Origin of the sequence: Nocardioides zeae, assembly GCF_030818655.1 — a bacterium.
GTDB classification, from domain to species: Bacteria; Actinomycetota; Actinomycetes; order Propionibacteriales; family Nocardioidaceae; genus Nocardioides; species Nocardioides zeae_A.
Window position 1 is genome coordinate 412,732 of the sequence record NZ_JAUTAN010000001.1, and the last position, 16,610, is coordinate 429,341.

Consider the following 16,610-nt stretch of genomic DNA (forward strand, 5'->3'; position numbering starts at 1 on the left):
GTGCTGGCGGGCCCTCCGGTGAGGACGCGAGGCGTCAGGTCAGCGCGTGACCTTGCCGGCCTTGAGGCAACCGGTGCAGACGTTGAGGCGGGTGGGGGTGCCACCGACCTTCGCGCGGACGCGCTGGATGTTGGGGTTGAAGCGACGCTTCGTGATCTTCCGCGACCACGGCCGATTGTTGCCGAAGCCCGGCTTCTTGTCGCAGATGTCACAGACGGCAGCCACCGTGAACTCCTGAAGTCGATGTCGAGACGGTTCGATCGTCGCCCTGAGCGGACCCGCGGGTGCGGCACTCGGAGAAGGCAACCGCAGAAGAGTAGCGGATGCCCGGGAGCAGGGGCCAATCGTCGCCGCGACGGGGTGCCGCGGCCCCCGCATCGTCCCACGACGGAGGCTGTCCGACTAACCTCGGCTCGATCACGCCACGGCGCACCGCCGCGCCCCGCCCAGCCCAGCCCCGGAGGACCCATGACCGATGACGGGCAGCCCGGTCAGCCCGTGCGGCTCGAGGTCGTGGCCCGGTTCGTCGACATCGCGACCGACGCGCTGGGGGACGCGCGCGAGGAGATCGACGCGCTCAACGTCTTCCCCGTGCCCGACGGTGACACGGGGACCAACATGTTCCTGACGATGTCGACCGCGCGGGAGTCGTTGCGGCAGGTGCTCCGCGAGGCCGGGCTCGGGCGCATCGCCGGCGACGCCCACGCGGGCCCGCCCGTTCCGGGGGCCGTGCGTCCCGAGCACCTGGTGCTCGCCCTGCGCGCGCTCGCCCGCGGGGCGCTCATGGGGGCGCGGGGCAACTCGGGCGTGATCCTGGCCCAGATGCTCGGCGCCATCGCGGCCCACCTCGAGCAGGCCACCCCCGACGTCCGCGCCGCGACGCTCGTCGCGGGCTCGCTCGCCGACGCGACGGCGGCCAGCTACGCCGCGGTGGGGGAGCCCGTCGAGGGCACGATCCTCACCGTCGCGCGCGCCGCCAGCGAGGCGGCGACCGAGGCCGCCGCGGCGCCGGGCGCCCGCTCGCGCGACGTCTACGTCGCGGCCGCCGCGGCAGCGCGCGACGCCCTCCTCCTCACGCCCCAGCAGCTCCCCGCCCTCGCGGCCGCGGGGGTCGTCGACGCGGGCGGCCGTGGTCTGAGCGTCATCCTCGACGCCGCCGAGACCGCGCTCACGGGCCGCCGTCGGCTCTCGGGTCCCGTGCGCCTGGGCCACCACCAGATCCCCCTCCCGCCGCCCGAGGCGGACGACGCCGACGCCGCGGGCGGGGCGGCCACGCCGGCGTACGAGGTCATGTACCTCCTCGAGCCCACCTCCCCCGAGGCCGTCGTCGAGCTGCGCACCCGGCTCGCCGAGATCGGCGACTCGCTCGTCGTCGTCGGCAACGACGACCTGTGGAGCATCCACGTGCACGTGGACGACGCGGGCGCGGCCGTCGAGGCCGGCATCGCCGCGGGACGCCCCCACCAGGTCCGCATCACCCACTTCGACGACAGCGTGCACGGTCACGGCGGCGGCCACGGCCACGGGCGCCCGGGCAGCCACGGCGTGGGTACGACGCGGCGCACCGGCCGCGCGGTCGTCGCGGTCTCCGCGGGACCGGGCCTGGCGGCGCTGTTCGAGGACGCGGGCGCCCTCGCCGTGCCGGGCGGTCCGGGGGACCGGCCGTCGGCGGGCATGCTCCTCGAGGCGGTGCGCCGGACGGGTGCCGCCGAGGTCGTCATCCTCCCCAACGACCAGGACTCGCTGCGCACCGCCGAGATCGCGGCCCGCACGGCGGAGGAGGACGGCGACGTCGAGGTCGCCGTCGTGCCGAGCCGGGCGCAGGTGCAGGGCCTCGCCGCCCTGGCGGTGCACGAGCCGGGACGCTCCTTCGGGCCCGACGTGCTCGAGATGACCGCCGCGGCCCGGCACTGCCGGCACGGCGCGGTCACGGAGGCCTCGAAGCGGGCGATCACGTCGGCGGGGCCGTGCGAGCCCGGCGACGTGCTCGGCGTCGTCATGGGCGACTTCGCCGTCGTCGGGCAGGACCGGCTGGGCGTCGCCGTCGAGGTCCTCACCCGGCTCCTCGCGGTCGGCGGCGAGCTCGTGACCATCGTCGGCGGCGAGGGCTCCGGCGACCTGGCCGCCCGGCTCGCCGCCCACGTCGAGCACGTCCACCCCGGCGTCGACGTGGTGACCTACGACGGCGGGCAGCCGCGCTACGCCGTCCTGCTGTCGGTGGAGTGAGGTAGGCAGGCCTCATGATCACGCTCGACTCCCCGATCGAGGCCGTCCTCGGCGGGGCGGCCAAGAAGGTCACGAAGGTGCGGGAGCAGCTGGGGCTCCGCACGGTCGGCGACCTGCTGCGCCACTTCCCGCGCACCTACCTGCCGGTGGGCGAGCTGACGACGCTCGACCCCGCCCTCAAGGTGGGGCAGCAGGTCAGCGTCGTGGGCCGGGTGAGCGAGTCGCGCCTGCGGTCCTACACGGACCGCCGGACCCGCCGTACGGCGTACCGGCTGGAGGTCGTCGTCGCGACCGACGGTCCGTCGCTGCGGCTGACCTACTTCGCGCCCCACAAGGGCATGGCGACCCACCACGAGCGGCGCCACCAGGTGGGCACGGTCGGGGTGTTCCTCGGCAAGGTCGACAGCTTCGGGGGGCGCTGGCAGCTGACCAACCCCACGATGGTGCCGCTGGAGCTGCCCGACACGGCGGCGGCGACCGACCGCGACGAGGCGGGCCGGGCGGCCGTGGCGGCCCTGCGCAACCTGTTCCCGATCTACCGCGCGACGGCCGGCGTCGAGTCGTGGGACCTGCAGGCCGCGATCGGGTTCGCGCTCAGCGTGCTCGAGGAGCCGGAGGACCCGCTGCCTCCCTCCCTGCGCGAGGCGCAGCAGCTGGTCGGTCTCCGGGAGGCCTTCGAGCGGGTGCACCAGGCCGACTCGTGGGGCGACGTCACCCGGGGCATGCAGCGCTTCCGCTTCGACGAGGCGCTGGTGACCCAGCTCGTGCTCGCCCGCCGGCGTGCCGCGCTCCGCGGTGTCGTGGCCGCGCCGCGCACCGGCGTCCACCCCGACGGCCGGGAGGGCGGCCTGCTCGCCGCCTTCGACGCGACGCTCCCCTTCGAGCTGACCGCGGGCCAGCGCGAGGTGGGGGCGCAGCTCGAGGCCGACCTGGCCGCCGACCACCCCATGAACCGGCTCCTGCAGGGCGAGGTGGGCTCCGGCAAGACCCTCGTCGCGCTCCGGGCGATGCTGCGCGTCGTCGACTCCGGCGGTCAGGCCGTGCTGCTGGCCCCCACCGAGGTGCTCGCCCAGCAGCACGACCGCTCGTTGACCCGGCTCCTCGGCCCGCTCGCGCAGCCGGGGATGCTCGGCGGCGCCGACGAGGCGACGGGCGTCGCGCTGCTCACCGGCTCGATGTCGACGGCCCAGCGGCGCGCGGCCCTGCTGCGCATCGCGTCGGGGGAGGCGGGGATCGTCGTCGGCACCCACGCCCTGCTCGAGGACAACGTGGTCTTCGCCGACCTCGGCCTCGTCGTGGTGGACGAGCAGCACCGCTTCGGCGTCGAGCAGCGCGCCGCCCTCACCGCCAAGGCGGCGACCCCGCCCCACGTGCTCGTCATGACGGCGACCCCCATCCCGCGCACGGTCGCGATGACGGTGTTCGGCGACCTCGAGACCTCCGTGCTCAGCGAGCTGCCCGCCGGCCGTGCCCCGATCCAGACCACGGTCGTCCCGCTCGCGGACGCCCCCCGGTGGATCGACCGGGTCTGGGCGCGGGTCCGCGAGGAGGTGGAGAAGGGCCACCAGGCGTACGTCGTGTGCCCGCGCATCAGCGAGGGCACCAGCGAGCAGGGCGAGAGCGACGCCGTCGACCTCGACGAGGACGGCGAGGTGCTGCCCATCGCCACGGGCGGCGCGGGCGACGGCAGCGGGGGAGGGGCCACCCCGGCCCCCGCCGCCGTCGAGACCACGCTCGAGCAGCTGTCCGGGCCGGGCGGACCGCTGCACGGCCTCCGGGTCGCGGCGCTCCACGGTCGACTCCACCCCGACGAGAAGGACGCGGTGATGCGTGGGTTCGCGGCGGGCGAGATCGACGTGCTGGTCTCCACCACCGTCATCGAGGTCGGTGTCGACGTCGCGAACGCCACGACGATGGTGCTGCTCGACGCCGACCGCTTCGGCGTCTCGCAGCTCCACCAGCTGCGTGGCCGCGTGGGCCGCGGCGGCCTCCCGGGGCTCTGCCTCCTGGTGACGCGGGCGCAGTCGGGAACGCCGGCGCGCGAGCGCCTCGACGCCGTCGCCTCCACCACGGACGGCTTCGAGCTGTCCCGCGTCGACCTCGAGCAGCGCCGGGAGGGCGACGTGCTGGGCGCCTCGCAGTCGGGCTACCGCTCGAGCCTCCAGACGCTGCGGGTGCTCCGCGACGAGAAGACCATCGTGGCGGCCCGGGGCGCGGCCGAGGACCTGCTCGCCACCGACCCCGACCTCACCGGGCTGCCGCGCGTGCGCGCCGCGGTCGCCGAGCTCGAGGCCTCGTCGACGGCGTCCTACCTGGAGAAGTCGTGACGCGCATCGTCGCCGGCCGCGCGGGCGGACGCCGCCTGGCCACCCCCCGGGGCGACGCGACCCGGCCGACCTCCGACCGGGTGCGCGAGGCGCTGTTCTCCCGCATCGAGTCCTGGGTCGGCACGCTCGAGGGCCTGCGGTTCCTCGACCTCTACGCCGGGTCGGGCGCCGTCGGTCTCGAGGCCTGGTCCCGGGGTGCCGTGGTCACGCTCGTGGAGCACGACCGGCGCACGGCCGCCCTCGTGACGGCCAACGCCCGCACCGTAGGGGCCCGGCTCGGCGGGCCCGACGCCGAGGTCGAGGTGGTGGCCGCCTCGGTCGGCACGACGCTCGGGCGGGCGCCGGCCGCGCCGTACGACGTCGTGTTCAGCGACCCGCCCTACCCGCTCGCCGACGCCGCGGTGGAGGCGGACCTGGCGGCGCTCGTCGAGCACGGCTGGCTCGCCGCGGAGGCGGTCGTCGTGGTCGAGCGGTCGACGCGCAGCCCGGAGCCCGTGTGGCCGCCGGGGATCGAGCTGGAGGTGGGGCGGAAGTACGGCGAGACCACCCTCTGGTGCGGCTGGTACCGTCCCGCGCCATGACGCGTGCGGTGTGCCCGGGCTCGTTCGACCCGCTCACGCGGGGCCACCTCGACATCGTGGCCCGGGCGGCACGGCTCTTCGACGAGGTCGTGCTGGCCGTCGGCGTCAACGCCAGCAAGCGGCGTCTCTTCAGCGACGCGGAGCGGCTCGAGATGGCCGCCGAGGCGACGGCCGACCTCCCCGGCGTGCGCGTCGAGGGCTTCAGCGGCCTGCTCACGGACTTCTGCACCGCCGTCGGCGCGGTCGCGGTCGTCAAGGGGCTGCGGAGCGCGGGCGACTACGAGTACGAGCTGCCCATGGCCCAGATGAACGACCACCTCAGCGGGCTGGAGACGGTGTTCGTGGCCTCGCGGCCGGCGTTCACCCACGTCTCGTCGAGCCTGGTCAAGGAGGTCGCCGGCCTCGGCGGCGACGTCGAGCCCTTCCTCACCCCCGCCGTGCACGCGCGGCTGCTCACGCGGATCGCCGAGCGCCGCGCCGAGGGCTGAGCCGCGCCGGGTCGCGGCAGGTCGGGCCCGACGGGGACCGGTTTGGCGCAGCAGAGCGTGATCGGTACGCTTTCCCGGTTCTGTCCTGTCCGTGCACCGAAGGTAGACCACTGAACCGCCTGGACCCGAGAGCGCCGCTCGTGCTCGACACACGCGAGCTGAGCCGCCGCCCGGGGTCCCAGCACGAGGTGGAGCGCTCGGTGCCGGCGCCGGCAGAGCTGGGCATCGAGGTCCTCAGTGTCCCCGAAGGCTCGGAGGTCGACCTCGACCTCCGGCTGGAGGCGGTCATGGAGGGCGTCCTGGTCACGGGAACGGCGCGCGCCGGTCTCGTCGGCGAGTGCGTGCGGTGCCTGGAGGAGATCTCCGACGAGCTGTCGGTGTCCTTCCAGGAGCTGTTCGTGTACGACGACGGGGCGGCTGCCGATCCCGAGGCCGACGACGAGCTCGGTGTCCGTCGGCTCGAGGACGACCTGGTCGACCTCGAGCCGTTGCTGCGGGACGCGGTGGTGCTTGCGCTGCCGTTCCAGCCCGTGTGCTCCGAGGACTGCCCGGGGCTGTGCGTCGAGTGCGGCGCGCGGCTGGCGGACGACCCGGGGCACACGCACGGCGACCCGATCGACCCCCGGTGGGCCGGTCTCGTCGGGCTGGTCGAGGACCGCGACGAGAGCACGACCTGAGGCGAGGCCTCGAGCAAGACCCGAGAACGTCCCCGCAGGGGGACCCGCCGGACCCGGCGGGGTGAGGATCGGTCGGCACCAGGCCGGCGGACGAACGAGGAGAATGAAGTGGCTGTCCCGAAGCGGAAGATGTCGCGCAGCAACACGCGCCACCGTCGCTCGCAGTGGAAGGCGTCCGCGCCGTCGCTGGTGACCTGTGTCAACCCCGCCTGCGGTGCCCAGCACCTCCCGCACCGTGCGTGCGCGAGCTGCGGCCAGTACGGCGCCAAGGCGAGCCGTCGCCAGGTCCTCTGAGCGCCTCCGGCGACTCGCCGAACCCCCCGCTCGCCCTGTCTGACTACGCCGAGCTCCGAGCAGCGCTCGGGGGCCCCGAGCTGGCCCCCGAGCTGCTCGAGCGTGCGTTGACGCACCGCTCCTACGCGTACGAGAACGGCGGGCTGCCCCACAACGAGCGCCTCGAGTTCCTCGGGGACTCGGTGCTCGGCATCGTCGTCACCGAGACGCTCTACCGGACGCACCCCGACCTGTCGGAGGGGCGTCTGGCGAAGCTGCGCGCCGCCGTGGTGAACGCGCGCGCCCTCGCTGGCGTGGCCCGCGGCATCGGGCTGGGCGAGAACATCAAGCTCGGCCGGGGCGAGGAGGCCACCGGGGGCCGCGACAAGGCCTCCATCCTCTCCGACTGCCTCGAGGCCGTCATCGGCGCCGTGCACCTCTCGGGCGGCATCACCGTCGCCTCCGACGTCGTGCACCTGCTGTTCGACCCGCTCATGGAGGCCGCGGCCGCCCTGGGCGCCGGCCTCGACTGGAAGACCTCCCTGCAGGAGATCGCCGCCGAGCGCTCCCTCGGCGTCCCGGAGTACCTCATCACCGACGAGGGCCCCGACCACCTCAAGACCTTCACGGCGCGCGTGCGCGTCGGCGAGGGCGTCTACGGCCACGGCGTCGGGCGCTCCAAGAAGGAGGCGGAGCAGCAGGCCGCCCAGACGGCCTACGGCGAGCTGTCCGTCGAGACCGCTGCCGAGACCGCTGCCGACACCACCGCGACGCCCGCCGTCGAGAGCACCGACGGTGCCGGAGCTCCCTGAGGTCGAGGTCGTCCGGGCCGGGCTCGAGCGCCACGTGGTGGGCGCCCGCATCACGGCCGTCGACGTGCTCCACCCCCGCCCGGTACGCCGCGACCCCGGGGGCCCCGCCGGCTTCGCCGCCGCTCTCCTCGACCGCCGGATCACCGGCGCACGTCGTCGCGGCAAGTACCTGTGGCTGCCGCTCGACAACGGCGACGCCCTCACCGCCCACCTCGGCATGAGCGGCCAGATGCTGGTGCAGCCGACCGACGCGGCCGACGAGCGCCACCTCCGCGTGCGCTTCCACCTGGAGGGTGCCGCCGAGGGGCGGGAGCTGCGCTTCGTGGACCAGCGCATGTTCGGCGGCGTGGCGGTCAGCGTCGGCGGCGCCGAGCTGCCGCCGGAGATGGCCCACATCGCGCGCGACCCGCTGGACCCCGCGTTCGACGACCAGGCGTTCGTGCGCGCCGTACGGCGTCGGGTGTCCGCGGTGAAGCGCATCCTGCTCGACCAGACCGTCGTCTCGGGGGTCGGCAACATCTACGCCGACGAGGCGCTCTGGCGGGCACGGATCCACGGCGAGCGCCCGGGGGAGCGGCTGCGGGCCGTCCAGGTGCAGGAGCTCCTCGACCACGCCCGCGCGGTGATGAGCGACGCGCTGGCGCAGGGCGGCACGTCGTTCGACGCGCTCTACGTGAACGTCAACGGGGAGTCGGGCTACTTCGACCGCTCGCTGTCCGCCTACGGCCAGGAGGGACGGGCCTGCCCGCGCTGCGGCACCCCGATCCGCCGGGTCGCGTTCATGAACCGCTCGTCCTACTTCTGCCCGTCGTGCCAACCGGTCCCGCGCAGGACGACGCGTCAGATTGACCGTCGCGTGGCCGGGTGAGACATTAGACGACGGCCCGATCGGGCCCACCCACCCACTGCGTCACGCTCCCGGAGGATCTTCATGGCCAAGGCGCTGATCGGCTACCTGAACAGCGACCTGCGGGTCCCGGCCCGCCTCGAGGTGGACAACGCCCGCCTCCGCGCTCGGGTGAACGACCTCGAGCAGCTCGTCCTGCGCCTGCAGGCGGAGAACGACCGGCTGACGGCCGCGCAGGCGGCCGTGCTCCTCGACCTCGAGGAGTCGCAGGACCTCCAGCCGGCCTGACGGCCGCTCGTCGGAGCCCCGGTCACCCGGGGCTCCGCAGCACGTCCTCCTCTCGGTGCACCGTCTCTGGGACCTGCTGGCGCCCGCCCGTCTCGGGCCCGGCTTCCGCCGCCTCGTCCTCACCTTCTGGACCGCCAACCTCGCCGACGGCGTGATGATCGCGGCCGGTCCGCTGCTCCTCGCCTCGCTCACGAGCGACCCCTTCCTCATCGCCCTCGGGGCGGCTGCGCCGCGTGCGGCGTGGGTGGTCCTCGGCCTGTACGCCGGCGTGGTCGCCGACCGCGTCGACCGGCGGCTCCTCATGCTCGCCACCAACGTCGCACGGCTGGTCGTGGTGACCGTGCTCGTCGTCGCCCTCGTGACCGACCGGGTGGGCGTGACGTGGGTGCTCGTCAGCCTCCTGCTGCTCGGCGCCGCCGAGTGCTTCAGCGACACGGCGGGCGCCACCCTCATGCCGATGCTCGTCGCCAAGCGCGACCTCGGGATCGCCAACGCCCGGGTGATGGTCGGCGCGATGACGATCAACCAGCTCGCGGGCCCGCCGATCGGGGCGGCGCTCTTCGTGGCCGGGGCCGTCTGGCCGGTCGCGGCGCAGGCGGTGCTCCTGGCGCTGGTCGTGCTGCAGCTCGCGCGCCTCGAGCTGCCGACGCTCGAGCGCGACCCCGGCCGCCGCTCGGTCGCCCGCGACGTGGCCGACGGGGTGCGGTGGCTGGCGGGCAACGCACCGGTCCGCACGCTGGCGCTCGCGATCCTCTGCTTCAACGTCACCTTCGGCGCCACCTGGGCGGTGCTCGTGGTGTACGCCGGGGACCGGCTCGGGCTCGGCGAGCTCGGCTTCGGCCTGCTCACGGCCTGTGCCGCGGTCGGCGGGGTGATCGGGGCACTGTCCTACGGCGCGCTCGAGCGCCGCTTCGCCCTCGGCTCGATGATGCGCGTCGGGCTGCTCGTCGAGACCGCGACCCACGGGGTGCTGGCGCTGACGACGTGGCCGGCGGTCGCGATGGCGGTGCTCGTCGCCTTCGGGGTGCAGGCCTCCGTGTGGGGCACCACGTCGACGACGGTCCGCCAGCGCGCCGTGCCCGCCGCCGTGCAGGGGCGGGTCACGAGCGTCTACCTGCTGGGCATGCAGGCGGGCCTGGTCGCGGGGGCGCTGCTCGGCGGCGCGCTCGCCCAGCTCGGCGGGGTCCGGGCCACGCTGTGGTTCGGGTGCGCCGGGTCGGCGCTCATCCTGGCCCTCATCTGGCGGCAGCTCCCGCGGATCGCGCACGCCGGCGAGTGAGCCGGTCCGCCTCCTCGGGGTTCCCGATGGCCTAGCCTGGCCCGACCTACCGGGAGCGACCGGCGTCGGCGAGGAGATCCGCGGGTGTACCTGAAGAGCCTGACCCTCAAGGGGTTCAAGTCCTTCGCGTCCGCGACGACCCTCCAGCTCGAGCCGGGGATCACGTGCATCGTGGGCCCCAACGGCTCCGGCAAGTCCAACGTGGTGGACGCGCTCGCCTGGGTGATGGGGGAGCAGGGGGCCAAGAGCCTCCGCGGCGGGAAGATGGAGGACGTCATCTTCGCGGGCACGTCCGGCCGCCCGCCCCTGGGGCGCGCCGAGGTGGCGCTGACGATCGACAACGCCGACGGGGCGCTGCCGATCGAGTACGCCGAGGTCACGATCAGCCGCACGATGTTCCGCAACGGCGGCTCGGAGTACGCGATCAACGGTACCGCCTGCCGCCTCCTCGACGTGCAGGAGCTGCTCAGCGACTCCGGCATCGGGCGCGAGATGCACGTCATCGTCGGCCAGGGCCAGCTCGACTCCATCCTGCGGGCCACGCCGGAGGACCGGCGCGGCTTCATCGAGGAGGCCGCCGGGGTCCTCAAGCACCGCAAGCGCAAGGAGAAGGCACTCCGCAAGCTCGACGCCACCGAGGGCAACCTCCACCGGCTGTCCGACCTCATCACCGAGATCCGGCGGCAGCTCAAGCCGTTGGGTCGTCAGGCCGAGGTCGCGCGGCGGGCCCAGACGGTGCAGGCGGACGTGCGCGACGCCCGCGCCCGGCTGCTGGCCGACGACATCGTGACCGCCCGCGCCGCGCTCGCCCAGGAGCTGTCCGACGAGTCGCTGCTCCTGCGGCGCCGCGCGGCGGTCGCCGCCGAGCTCGCCGCGGCGCGGGAGTCCGAGGGCGCCGTGGAGGCCGCCCTGCGGGAGGACCTCCCCGCCCTGGCCGCGGCGCAGGAGACCTGGTTCGCGCTGTCCGGTCTCCGCGACCGCCTGCAGGGGACACGGTCGCTCGCCGCCGAGCGGGTGCGGACCGCGCGGCACGACGAGCCCGCCAGCCCGGCCGGCCGCGACCCGGAGCAGCTCGAGGCCGAGGCCGAGCGGGTGCGGGCGAACGAGGAGCGCATCGGCGCCGAGGTCGAGGAGAAGGCCGCGGCGCTCGCCCGGGCCGTCGAGCGCCGGGCCGACGCCGAGGAGGCCGCGGCCGCGGAGGAGCGGCGCATCGGTGCGCTGCAGCGGGCCGCGGCGGACCGCCGTGAGGGGCTCGCGCGTCTCCACGGCCAGGTCAACGCCGTCCGCTCCCGGGCCCGCGCGGCCGAGGACGAGGTCGGCCGGTTGACCCGTGCCCGCGCCGACGCGCTCGCCCGCGCGGAGCGCGCCCAGCGAGACTTCACGGCGCTCGAGACCCGCGTCGCCGGTCTCGACGCGGGGGAGGAGGGCCTCGATGCCGAGCACGAGGCGGCCGCCGACGCGCTCGACGCCCTGGAGGAGCAGATCGCGGGCGCCCGCGCGGCGCTGCAGGAGGCGGAGCGACGCCGCTCCGCGCTCGCCGCCCGCACGGAGGCCCTCGAGCTCGGCCTCACCCGCAAGGACGCCGCGGGCGCCCTGCTCGCCGCCGGCGACCGGCTGGGGGTCGTGCTCGGTTCCACCGCCGAGCTCCTGGCGGTACGGCACGGGTTCGAGACCGCCGTGGCCGCCGCGCTCGGTGCGGCCGCCGACGCCGTCGCCGTCGAGGGCGTCGACGGGGCTCTCGCGGCGATCGAGCTGCTGAAGACCGACGACGCCGGACGGGCCCAGCTGGTGGTGGCGCGGGCGGAGGGAACCGCGCCGACCGGGGTGGCGGACCGCGGGACCTGGCCGGTGCTGCCGGGCCACGCGACGTACGCGCTCGACGTCGTCGAGGTGCCCGACCGCCTGCGGGCGGGCGTGACGCGGTTGCTGGAGCGGGTCGCGGTGGTGCCGGACCTCGGTACGGCGCGGTCGTTGCTCGACGATGCCCCGGACCTCGTCGTCGTGACGCAGGACGGCGACGTGCTCGCCGCCGACCGGGCCAGCGGCGGGTCGCAGGCCCAGCCGAGCCTGCTCGAGGTGCAGGCCGCCGTCGACGAGGCCGCCGAGCAGCTGGCCGCGGCGACGGCCGAGGTCGAGCGGCTGACGTTGACGGTGCGCACGGCGGAGACGCAGCGGCAGGACGTGGCCGAGCGCGTCGAGGCCGCGCTGGCCCGCCTGCACGAGTCCGACGCCGCTCTCGCCGCGGTGGCCGAGGAGCTCGCCCAGCACGGGTCGTCGGCCCGGGCCGCCACCGGTGAGGCGGACCGGCTCGGGGCGGCGATCGCCGCGGCCGAGCAGGCCCGCGAGGAGGGCATCGCCGGGCTCGCCGACCTGGAGGAGCGCCTCGCGCGGGCCGAGTCGGCGCCCGTGGAGGAGCCGGACACGTCGGAGCGCGAGGAGCTCGCCGCGGCGGCACGGGACGCCCGGCAGGCGGAGATGGAGGCGCGGCTGGCGCTGCGCACCGCGGAGGAGCGGGGGCGCGCCATCCAGGGGCGCGCCGACGGGCTGCTCCGCCAGGCCCGGCAGGAGCGCGAGGCACGGGCGCGCGCCGCGGAGCGTCGGGCGCGGCTGCGGCGGCAGGCGGAAGCGGCCGAGGCCGTGGTGGCGGGTGCCGACGTCGCGCTGTCGTGGCTCGAGCTCTCGGTGGCGGAGGCCGCCGTCCAGCGGAGCCGCGTCGAGGAGTCACGCCGTGCGCGGGAGGAGCAGCTCCTCGCGGTCCGCGCGACGCTGCGCGACCTCGGGCGCCAGCACGACGAGCTGGTCGACAGCGTTCACCGCGACGAGATGGCGCGCGCCCAGCAGCGCATGCGCATCGAGCAGCTCGAGACGCGGGCCGTCGAGGAGCTCGGCACCGATCCCGAGGTGCTGGTGGCCGAGTACGGCCCCGACGTGCCCGTGCCGCTCGAGGACGGGCACGCGCCGTACGACCGCGAGGAGCAGGCCAAGCGCCTGCGCTCGGCGGAGCGTGCGCTGGCCCAGCTCGGCAAGGTGAACCCGCTGGCCCTGGAGGAGTTCGCCGCGCTGGAGGAGCGGCACCAGTTCCTCACGGAGCAGCTCGAGGACCTCCGCCGCACGCGCAAGGACCTGCTCGACATCGTCCGCGAGGTCGACGCGCGGGTCGAGCAGGTCTTCACCGAGGCCTGGCTGGACGTGCAGGCGGCCTTCGACCACGTCTTCGCCCGACTCTTCCCCGGCGGTGAGGGGCGGCTCCTCCTCACGGATCCCTCCGACATGCTGACGACCGGTGTCGAGGTCGAGGCGCGGCCCCCCGGCAAGAAGGTGAAGCGGCTGTCGCTGCTCTCGGGCGGCGAGCGCTCGCTCGTCGCCGTCGCCTTCCTCGTGGCGCTCTTCAAGGCGCGACCCTCGCCGTTCTACATCCTCGACGAGGTGGAGGCGGCCCTCGACGACACCAACCTCGGGCGCCTGCTCGAGATCTACGAAGAGCTCCGGGAGAGCTCCCAGCTCCTCGTCATCACCCACCAGAAGCGCACGATGGAGGTCGGCGACGCGTTGTACGGCGTCACCATGCGCGGCGACGGGGTCTCCACCGTGATCAGCCAGCGACTGCGGGAGGGCTCCCGCGAGGAGGAACCTGCATGAGCGACCGCCCACCCCGTCCCCGCCGCTCGGACTTCGTGGTCTGGCGCCGCGCCACCACCCGGTGGCGGGACGACGACGCCTACGGCCACCTCAACAACGCGACGTACTACGAGCTGTTCGACACGGCCGTCAACGCGTACCTCTACGAGGCGACCGGGCTGGACGTGCGCGCCCAGCCGCAGATCGGCATCGTCGCCGAGACCTCGTGCCGCTACTTCCGGGAGATCGGCTTCCCCGCGCCCATCGACATGGGCCTCGTCGTCGACCGGGTGGGCTCGTCGTCGGTGGTCTACCGCATCGGGCTCTTCCAGGGACCCGACGGCGGACCGGACGAGGAGGCGGCCGCCGAGGGCCGCTTCGTCCACGTCTACGTCGACAACACCCGCGGCCCCGGCGACCGGCCCGTCACCCCGATCCCGGCCGCCATCAGGTCCGCCGTGGAGCCGCTGGTGCAGCGCTGACGGTCGAGGCCGCGGCGCGGTTTCGTCGTCCCTTGGGTGGAGGTGGCACCCTGAATCGCAGACGTGTGGTTCAGCCCTGCGTTCCTTCCCGTCCCACCTCTCGGAGGCCCCTGTGCTCGTCGTCTGGCTGTCCCTCTTCCTCGTGCTCGTCGTGGCCGGCGCCGTCGTCGCCGTCGTGGCGAGCACCTCGGCCGAGGCCCAGGAGAGCGAGAACCGCTGGGTGCAGCGTCTGCGCGGGTCCGTCCCGAGCCTCCCGGTGATCCGCGAGGACGAGGACGTCCACCTGCGTCGCTGACGCTCCTGGTCCGCGTCGCGTCGCGTCCACTCAGCCGACGGCGACCGCCGTCAGGCGCGCGAAGGCATCGACGGCGGCACGGTCCCGGACCTCGGCGGCTGCCGCGCGCAGCACTCGGGCGAGGGCGAGCTGGGTGGCGGAGTCGAGCTGTGCTCCGGCCGCGGACTTCGATGCCCACGCCTCGTCGTCCCCGTCTCCCGTTCCGGCGGGGGTGCGGCCGCGCTCCACCCTCCGTTCTCGTGCGACCGCGGCGCGGAAGGCGAGGTCCGCTGCCTGCTCGACGGCCTCGGCGACGGCGGTGTCGCTGACCTCGACCAGCTCGTGCACCGCGTCTGCGTGAGGACCGTCGCCCAGTGCTGCCGCGAGGGCCGTGACGACCCGGACGGACGGGGTCTGGAGAGCAGCGTTGCCGAGGGTGGCCCCGAGACACGACGGCGCCTCAGCCCGGGCAGTCGTCCGGACCAGCCGGTGGAGGACCCCCTGGGATGGGACCGCGGGCTCGGCCACCACGAGGGTCGCCTCGCTCGCCGCACGGGCGGCTGCGGTCCACCGCCCCGCGCCGTGCTCGATGACGGCGAGGCCGAGGTCGTCCTTCGTGGGGAAGTAGCGGTACAGCGACCCCCGGGCGATCCCGACGTCGCCCGCGACGTCCGCGAGCCGCGTGCGCTCCCACCCGTCCCGGTCACACCGTTCCGCAGCGCTGTAGACGGCAGAGAGCCAGGCGGTCGCGCCCTTCACCGTGCGGCCTGGCGCTCGGCCGGGATGCCTGCTGCGGTAGGGCCGCTTGAAGCGGATGGGCGGGAGTGCAGGGTCGACGGGGCTCACGGGGTCGAGCCTGCCCCGAGGCCTTCCCCCGGCGGCCGTCGCCGGCCCGCCCTGGGGACGGTCGATCGGCCGCGGGCAGGTGTGGACGACCAACGGGCCGGCGCCAGCAGTCGACGTCCGGGGTCCCGAACGGCTTGGACAGATCCGGCACGCGCGCCGCACCCGAGGCGGGCCCGATGCGCGTGAGACGGGCTCCGGACAACGCCGCGCTGCGCGCGATGGGCGTGGGGAGGGCCGTGCATGCGCGACGAACGGGCGGTCGACGTGCCGGATCTGTCCAAGCCATATTCGACCTCTGCCCACCCTGCTCGGTCGGGGCGCGCCACCACCGGCCCCGATGACGCGAATGCCGGTCGGACCGCTCGTGGATGGTTGGATTGGGCCCATGGGTGAGTGGCTCTACCTCGTCATCGGCATCGGCGTGCTGGCCGTCGTCGCCATCGTCGGACTCGTTGCGACGGTCGGTCGTCGACGCGGCGCGCCGCCCGTAGAGGCCCCGGAGGACCGCGCCGGCGGGGTGCTGGCGCCGGAGCGGCCGGTCGACGAGCCCCGTCCCGGCGACCTCGGCGACGAGGACGCGCCCGCCGGGGGGACCGGGACGCTCACGGAGCTCCCCGAGGGTCCCGTCACCGTCGAGGAGCCGCCGACCCCGGCCCCGGAGCTCGACCGCCCCGAGGGCACCCAGTCGCGCCTCGTGCGGCTGCGTCAGCGCCTCTCCCGCTCCCAGGGCGGCCTGGGTCGTGGACTGCTCGCGATCCTGTCCCGCGACCGGCTCGACGAGGACGCCTGGGAGGACATCGAGGACACGCTGCTCACGGCCGACATCGGCGTGGCGCCGACCCAGCAGCTCGTCGACAACCTCCGCACGCGGCTGCGGGTCGAGGGCGGCACCGCGGACGTCCGCGCCGTGCTGCGCGAGGAGCTCGTCACCCTCGTCGACCCGACGATGGACCGCACCCTGAAGGTGAGCGGCTCGGACGGCAAGCCCGGCGTGGTCCTGGTCGTCGGCGTCAACGGCGCCGGCAAGACCACCACCGTCGGCAAGATCTCCCGCATCCTCGTGGCGCAGGACCGCAGCGTCGTGCTCGGCGCCGCGGACACGTTCCGCGCGGCCGCCGTCGAGCAGCTGGCGACGTGGGGCGAGCGCGTCGGCGTCCCGGTCGTGCGTGGGCCCGAGGGCTCCGACCCTGCCAGCGTCGGCTTCGAGGCGGTCAAGCAGGGCATTGCCGAGGGTGTCGACACGGTGCTCGTCGACACCGCGGGCCGCCTGCAGAACAAGGCCGGCCTGATGGACGAGCTCGGCAAGGTCAAGCGCGTCATCGAGAAGCAGGCCGAGGTCACCGAGGTGCTCCTCGTGCTCGACGCGACCACCGGCCAGAACGGCATGGTGCAGGCCCGCGTCTTCAGCGAGGTCGTCGACGTGACCGGCATCGTGCTCACCAAGCTCGACGGCTCCGCGAAGGGTGGCATCGTCGTGGCCGTCCAGCGCGAGCTGGGCGTGCCGGTCAAGCTCGTCGGCCTGGGCGAGGGCCCGGACGACCTGGCGCCGTTCGACGCCGGCGCCTTCGTCGACGCCCTGCTGGGCTGACCCT

General features: G+C 74.9%; 16 protein-coding genes. 14 read left to right on the top strand and 2 right to left on the bottom strand.

Annotated features, from left to right (window positions below):
• Window positions 1-39: 39 nt before the first annotated feature.
• Complete coding sequence (rpmB, locus tag QE405_RS01900) at window positions 40-225, bottom strand: 50S ribosomal protein L28 (RefSeq protein WP_163773638.1); 186 nt, start codon at window positions 223-225, stop codon at window positions 40-42.
• A gap of 243 nt (window positions 226-468) precedes the next feature.
• Here rpmB and QE405_RS01905 point away from each other — a divergent pair, with 243 nt between their 5' ends.
• From QE405_RS01905 to QE405_RS01965, 13 genes are all read left to right on the top strand, one after another.
• Entirely contained in the window at window positions 469-2,226 is a 1,758-nt protein-coding gene (locus QE405_RS01905) for a DAK2 domain-containing protein (RefSeq protein ID WP_307198533.1), read from the top strand.
• Window positions 2,227-2,240: 14 nt separating this feature from the next.
• Window positions 2,241-4,553: an ATP-dependent DNA helicase RecG gene (locus QE405_RS01910; RefSeq protein WP_307198534.1), complete on the top strand. Its 2,313-nt coding sequence runs from the start codon at window positions 2,241-2,243 to the stop codon at window positions 4,551-4,553.
• A complete protein-coding gene (gene rsmD / locus QE405_RS01915; protein WP_307198535.1) occupies window positions 4,550-5,134 on the top strand; it encodes a 16S rRNA (guanine(966)-N(2))-methyltransferase RsmD in 585 nt (194 codons plus the stop codon). Before QE405_RS01910 ends, rsmD begins: the two co-directional genes overlap by 4 nt.
• Entirely contained in the window at window positions 5,131-5,622 is a 492-nt protein-coding gene (gene coaD, locus QE405_RS01920; RefSeq protein ID WP_307198536.1) for a pantetheine-phosphate adenylyltransferase, read from the top strand. The genes rsmD and coaD overlap by 4 nt, the downstream gene beginning before the upstream one ends.
• 140 nt (window positions 5,623-5,762) lie before the next feature.
• Window positions 5,763-6,299: a YceD family protein gene (locus QE405_RS01925; RefSeq protein ID WP_307198537.1), complete on the top strand. Its 537-nt coding sequence runs from the start codon at window positions 5,763-5,765 to the stop codon at window positions 6,297-6,299.
• Between the two features lie 108 nt (window positions 6,300-6,407).
• A complete protein-coding gene (gene rpmF, locus QE405_RS01930; RefSeq protein WP_163773647.1) occupies window positions 6,408-6,593 on the top strand; it encodes a 50S ribosomal protein L32 in 186 nt (61 codons plus the stop codon).
• Entirely contained in the window at window positions 6,590-7,384 is a 795-nt protein-coding gene (gene rnc, locus QE405_RS01935) for a ribonuclease III (RefSeq protein WP_444939694.1), read from the top strand. Before rpmF ends, rnc begins: the two co-directional genes overlap by 4 nt.
• Entirely contained in the window at window positions 7,368-8,252 is an 885-nt protein-coding gene (gene mutM / locus QE405_RS01940) for a bifunctional DNA-formamidopyrimidine glycosylase/DNA-(apurinic or apyrimidinic site) lyase (RefSeq protein ID WP_307198538.1), read from the top strand. The genes rnc and mutM overlap by 17 nt, the downstream gene beginning before the upstream one ends.
• Window positions 8,253-8,315: 63 nt before the next feature.
• Window positions 8,316-8,519: a hypothetical protein gene (locus tag QE405_RS01945; protein ID WP_307198539.1), complete on the top strand. Its 204-nt coding sequence runs from the start codon at window positions 8,316-8,318 to the stop codon at window positions 8,517-8,519.
• A gap of 55 nt (window positions 8,520-8,574) precedes the next feature.
• Window positions 8,575-9,798 carry an MFS transporter gene (locus QE405_RS01950; RefSeq protein WP_307198540.1) on the top strand — a complete coding sequence of 408 codons (1,224 nt, stop codon included), beginning with the start codon at window positions 8,575-8,577 and terminating at the stop codon, window positions 9,796-9,798.
• Window positions 9,799-9,882: 84 nt separating this feature from the next.
• A complete protein-coding gene (gene smc, locus QE405_RS01955) occupies window positions 9,883-13,437 on the top strand; it encodes a chromosome segregation protein SMC (RefSeq protein WP_307198541.1) in 3,555 nt (1,184 codons plus the stop codon).
• Complete coding sequence (locus QE405_RS01960) at window positions 13,434-13,898, top strand: acyl-CoA thioesterase (protein ID WP_307198542.1); 465 nt, start codon at window positions 13,434-13,436, stop codon at window positions 13,896-13,898. The genes smc and QE405_RS01960 overlap by 4 nt, the downstream gene beginning before the upstream one ends.
• A 112-nt stretch (window positions 13,899-14,010) precedes the next feature.
• Window positions 14,011-14,193, top strand: coding sequence for a hypothetical protein (locus tag QE405_RS01965; protein ID WP_307198543.1), 183 nt, complete (start codon window positions 14,011-14,013; stop codon window positions 14,191-14,193).
• A 30-nt stretch (window positions 14,194-14,223) separates the two neighbouring features.
• On the opposite strand, the gene QE405_RS01970 is transcribed toward QE405_RS01965, so the two are convergent.
• Window positions 14,224-15,018 carry a TetR/AcrR family transcriptional regulator gene (locus QE405_RS01970; RefSeq protein WP_307198544.1) on the bottom strand — a complete coding sequence of 265 codons (795 nt, stop codon included), beginning with the start codon at window positions 15,016-15,018 and terminating at the stop codon, window positions 14,224-14,226.
• Window positions 15,019-15,403: 385 nt separating this feature from the next.
• Here QE405_RS01970 and ftsY point away from each other — a divergent pair, with 385 nt between their 5' ends.
• Window positions 15,404-16,606: a signal recognition particle-docking protein FtsY gene (ftsY, locus tag QE405_RS01975; protein WP_307198545.1), complete on the top strand. Its 1,203-nt coding sequence runs from the start codon at window positions 15,404-15,406 to the stop codon at window positions 16,604-16,606.
• Window positions 16,607-16,610: the final 4 nt, after the last annotated feature.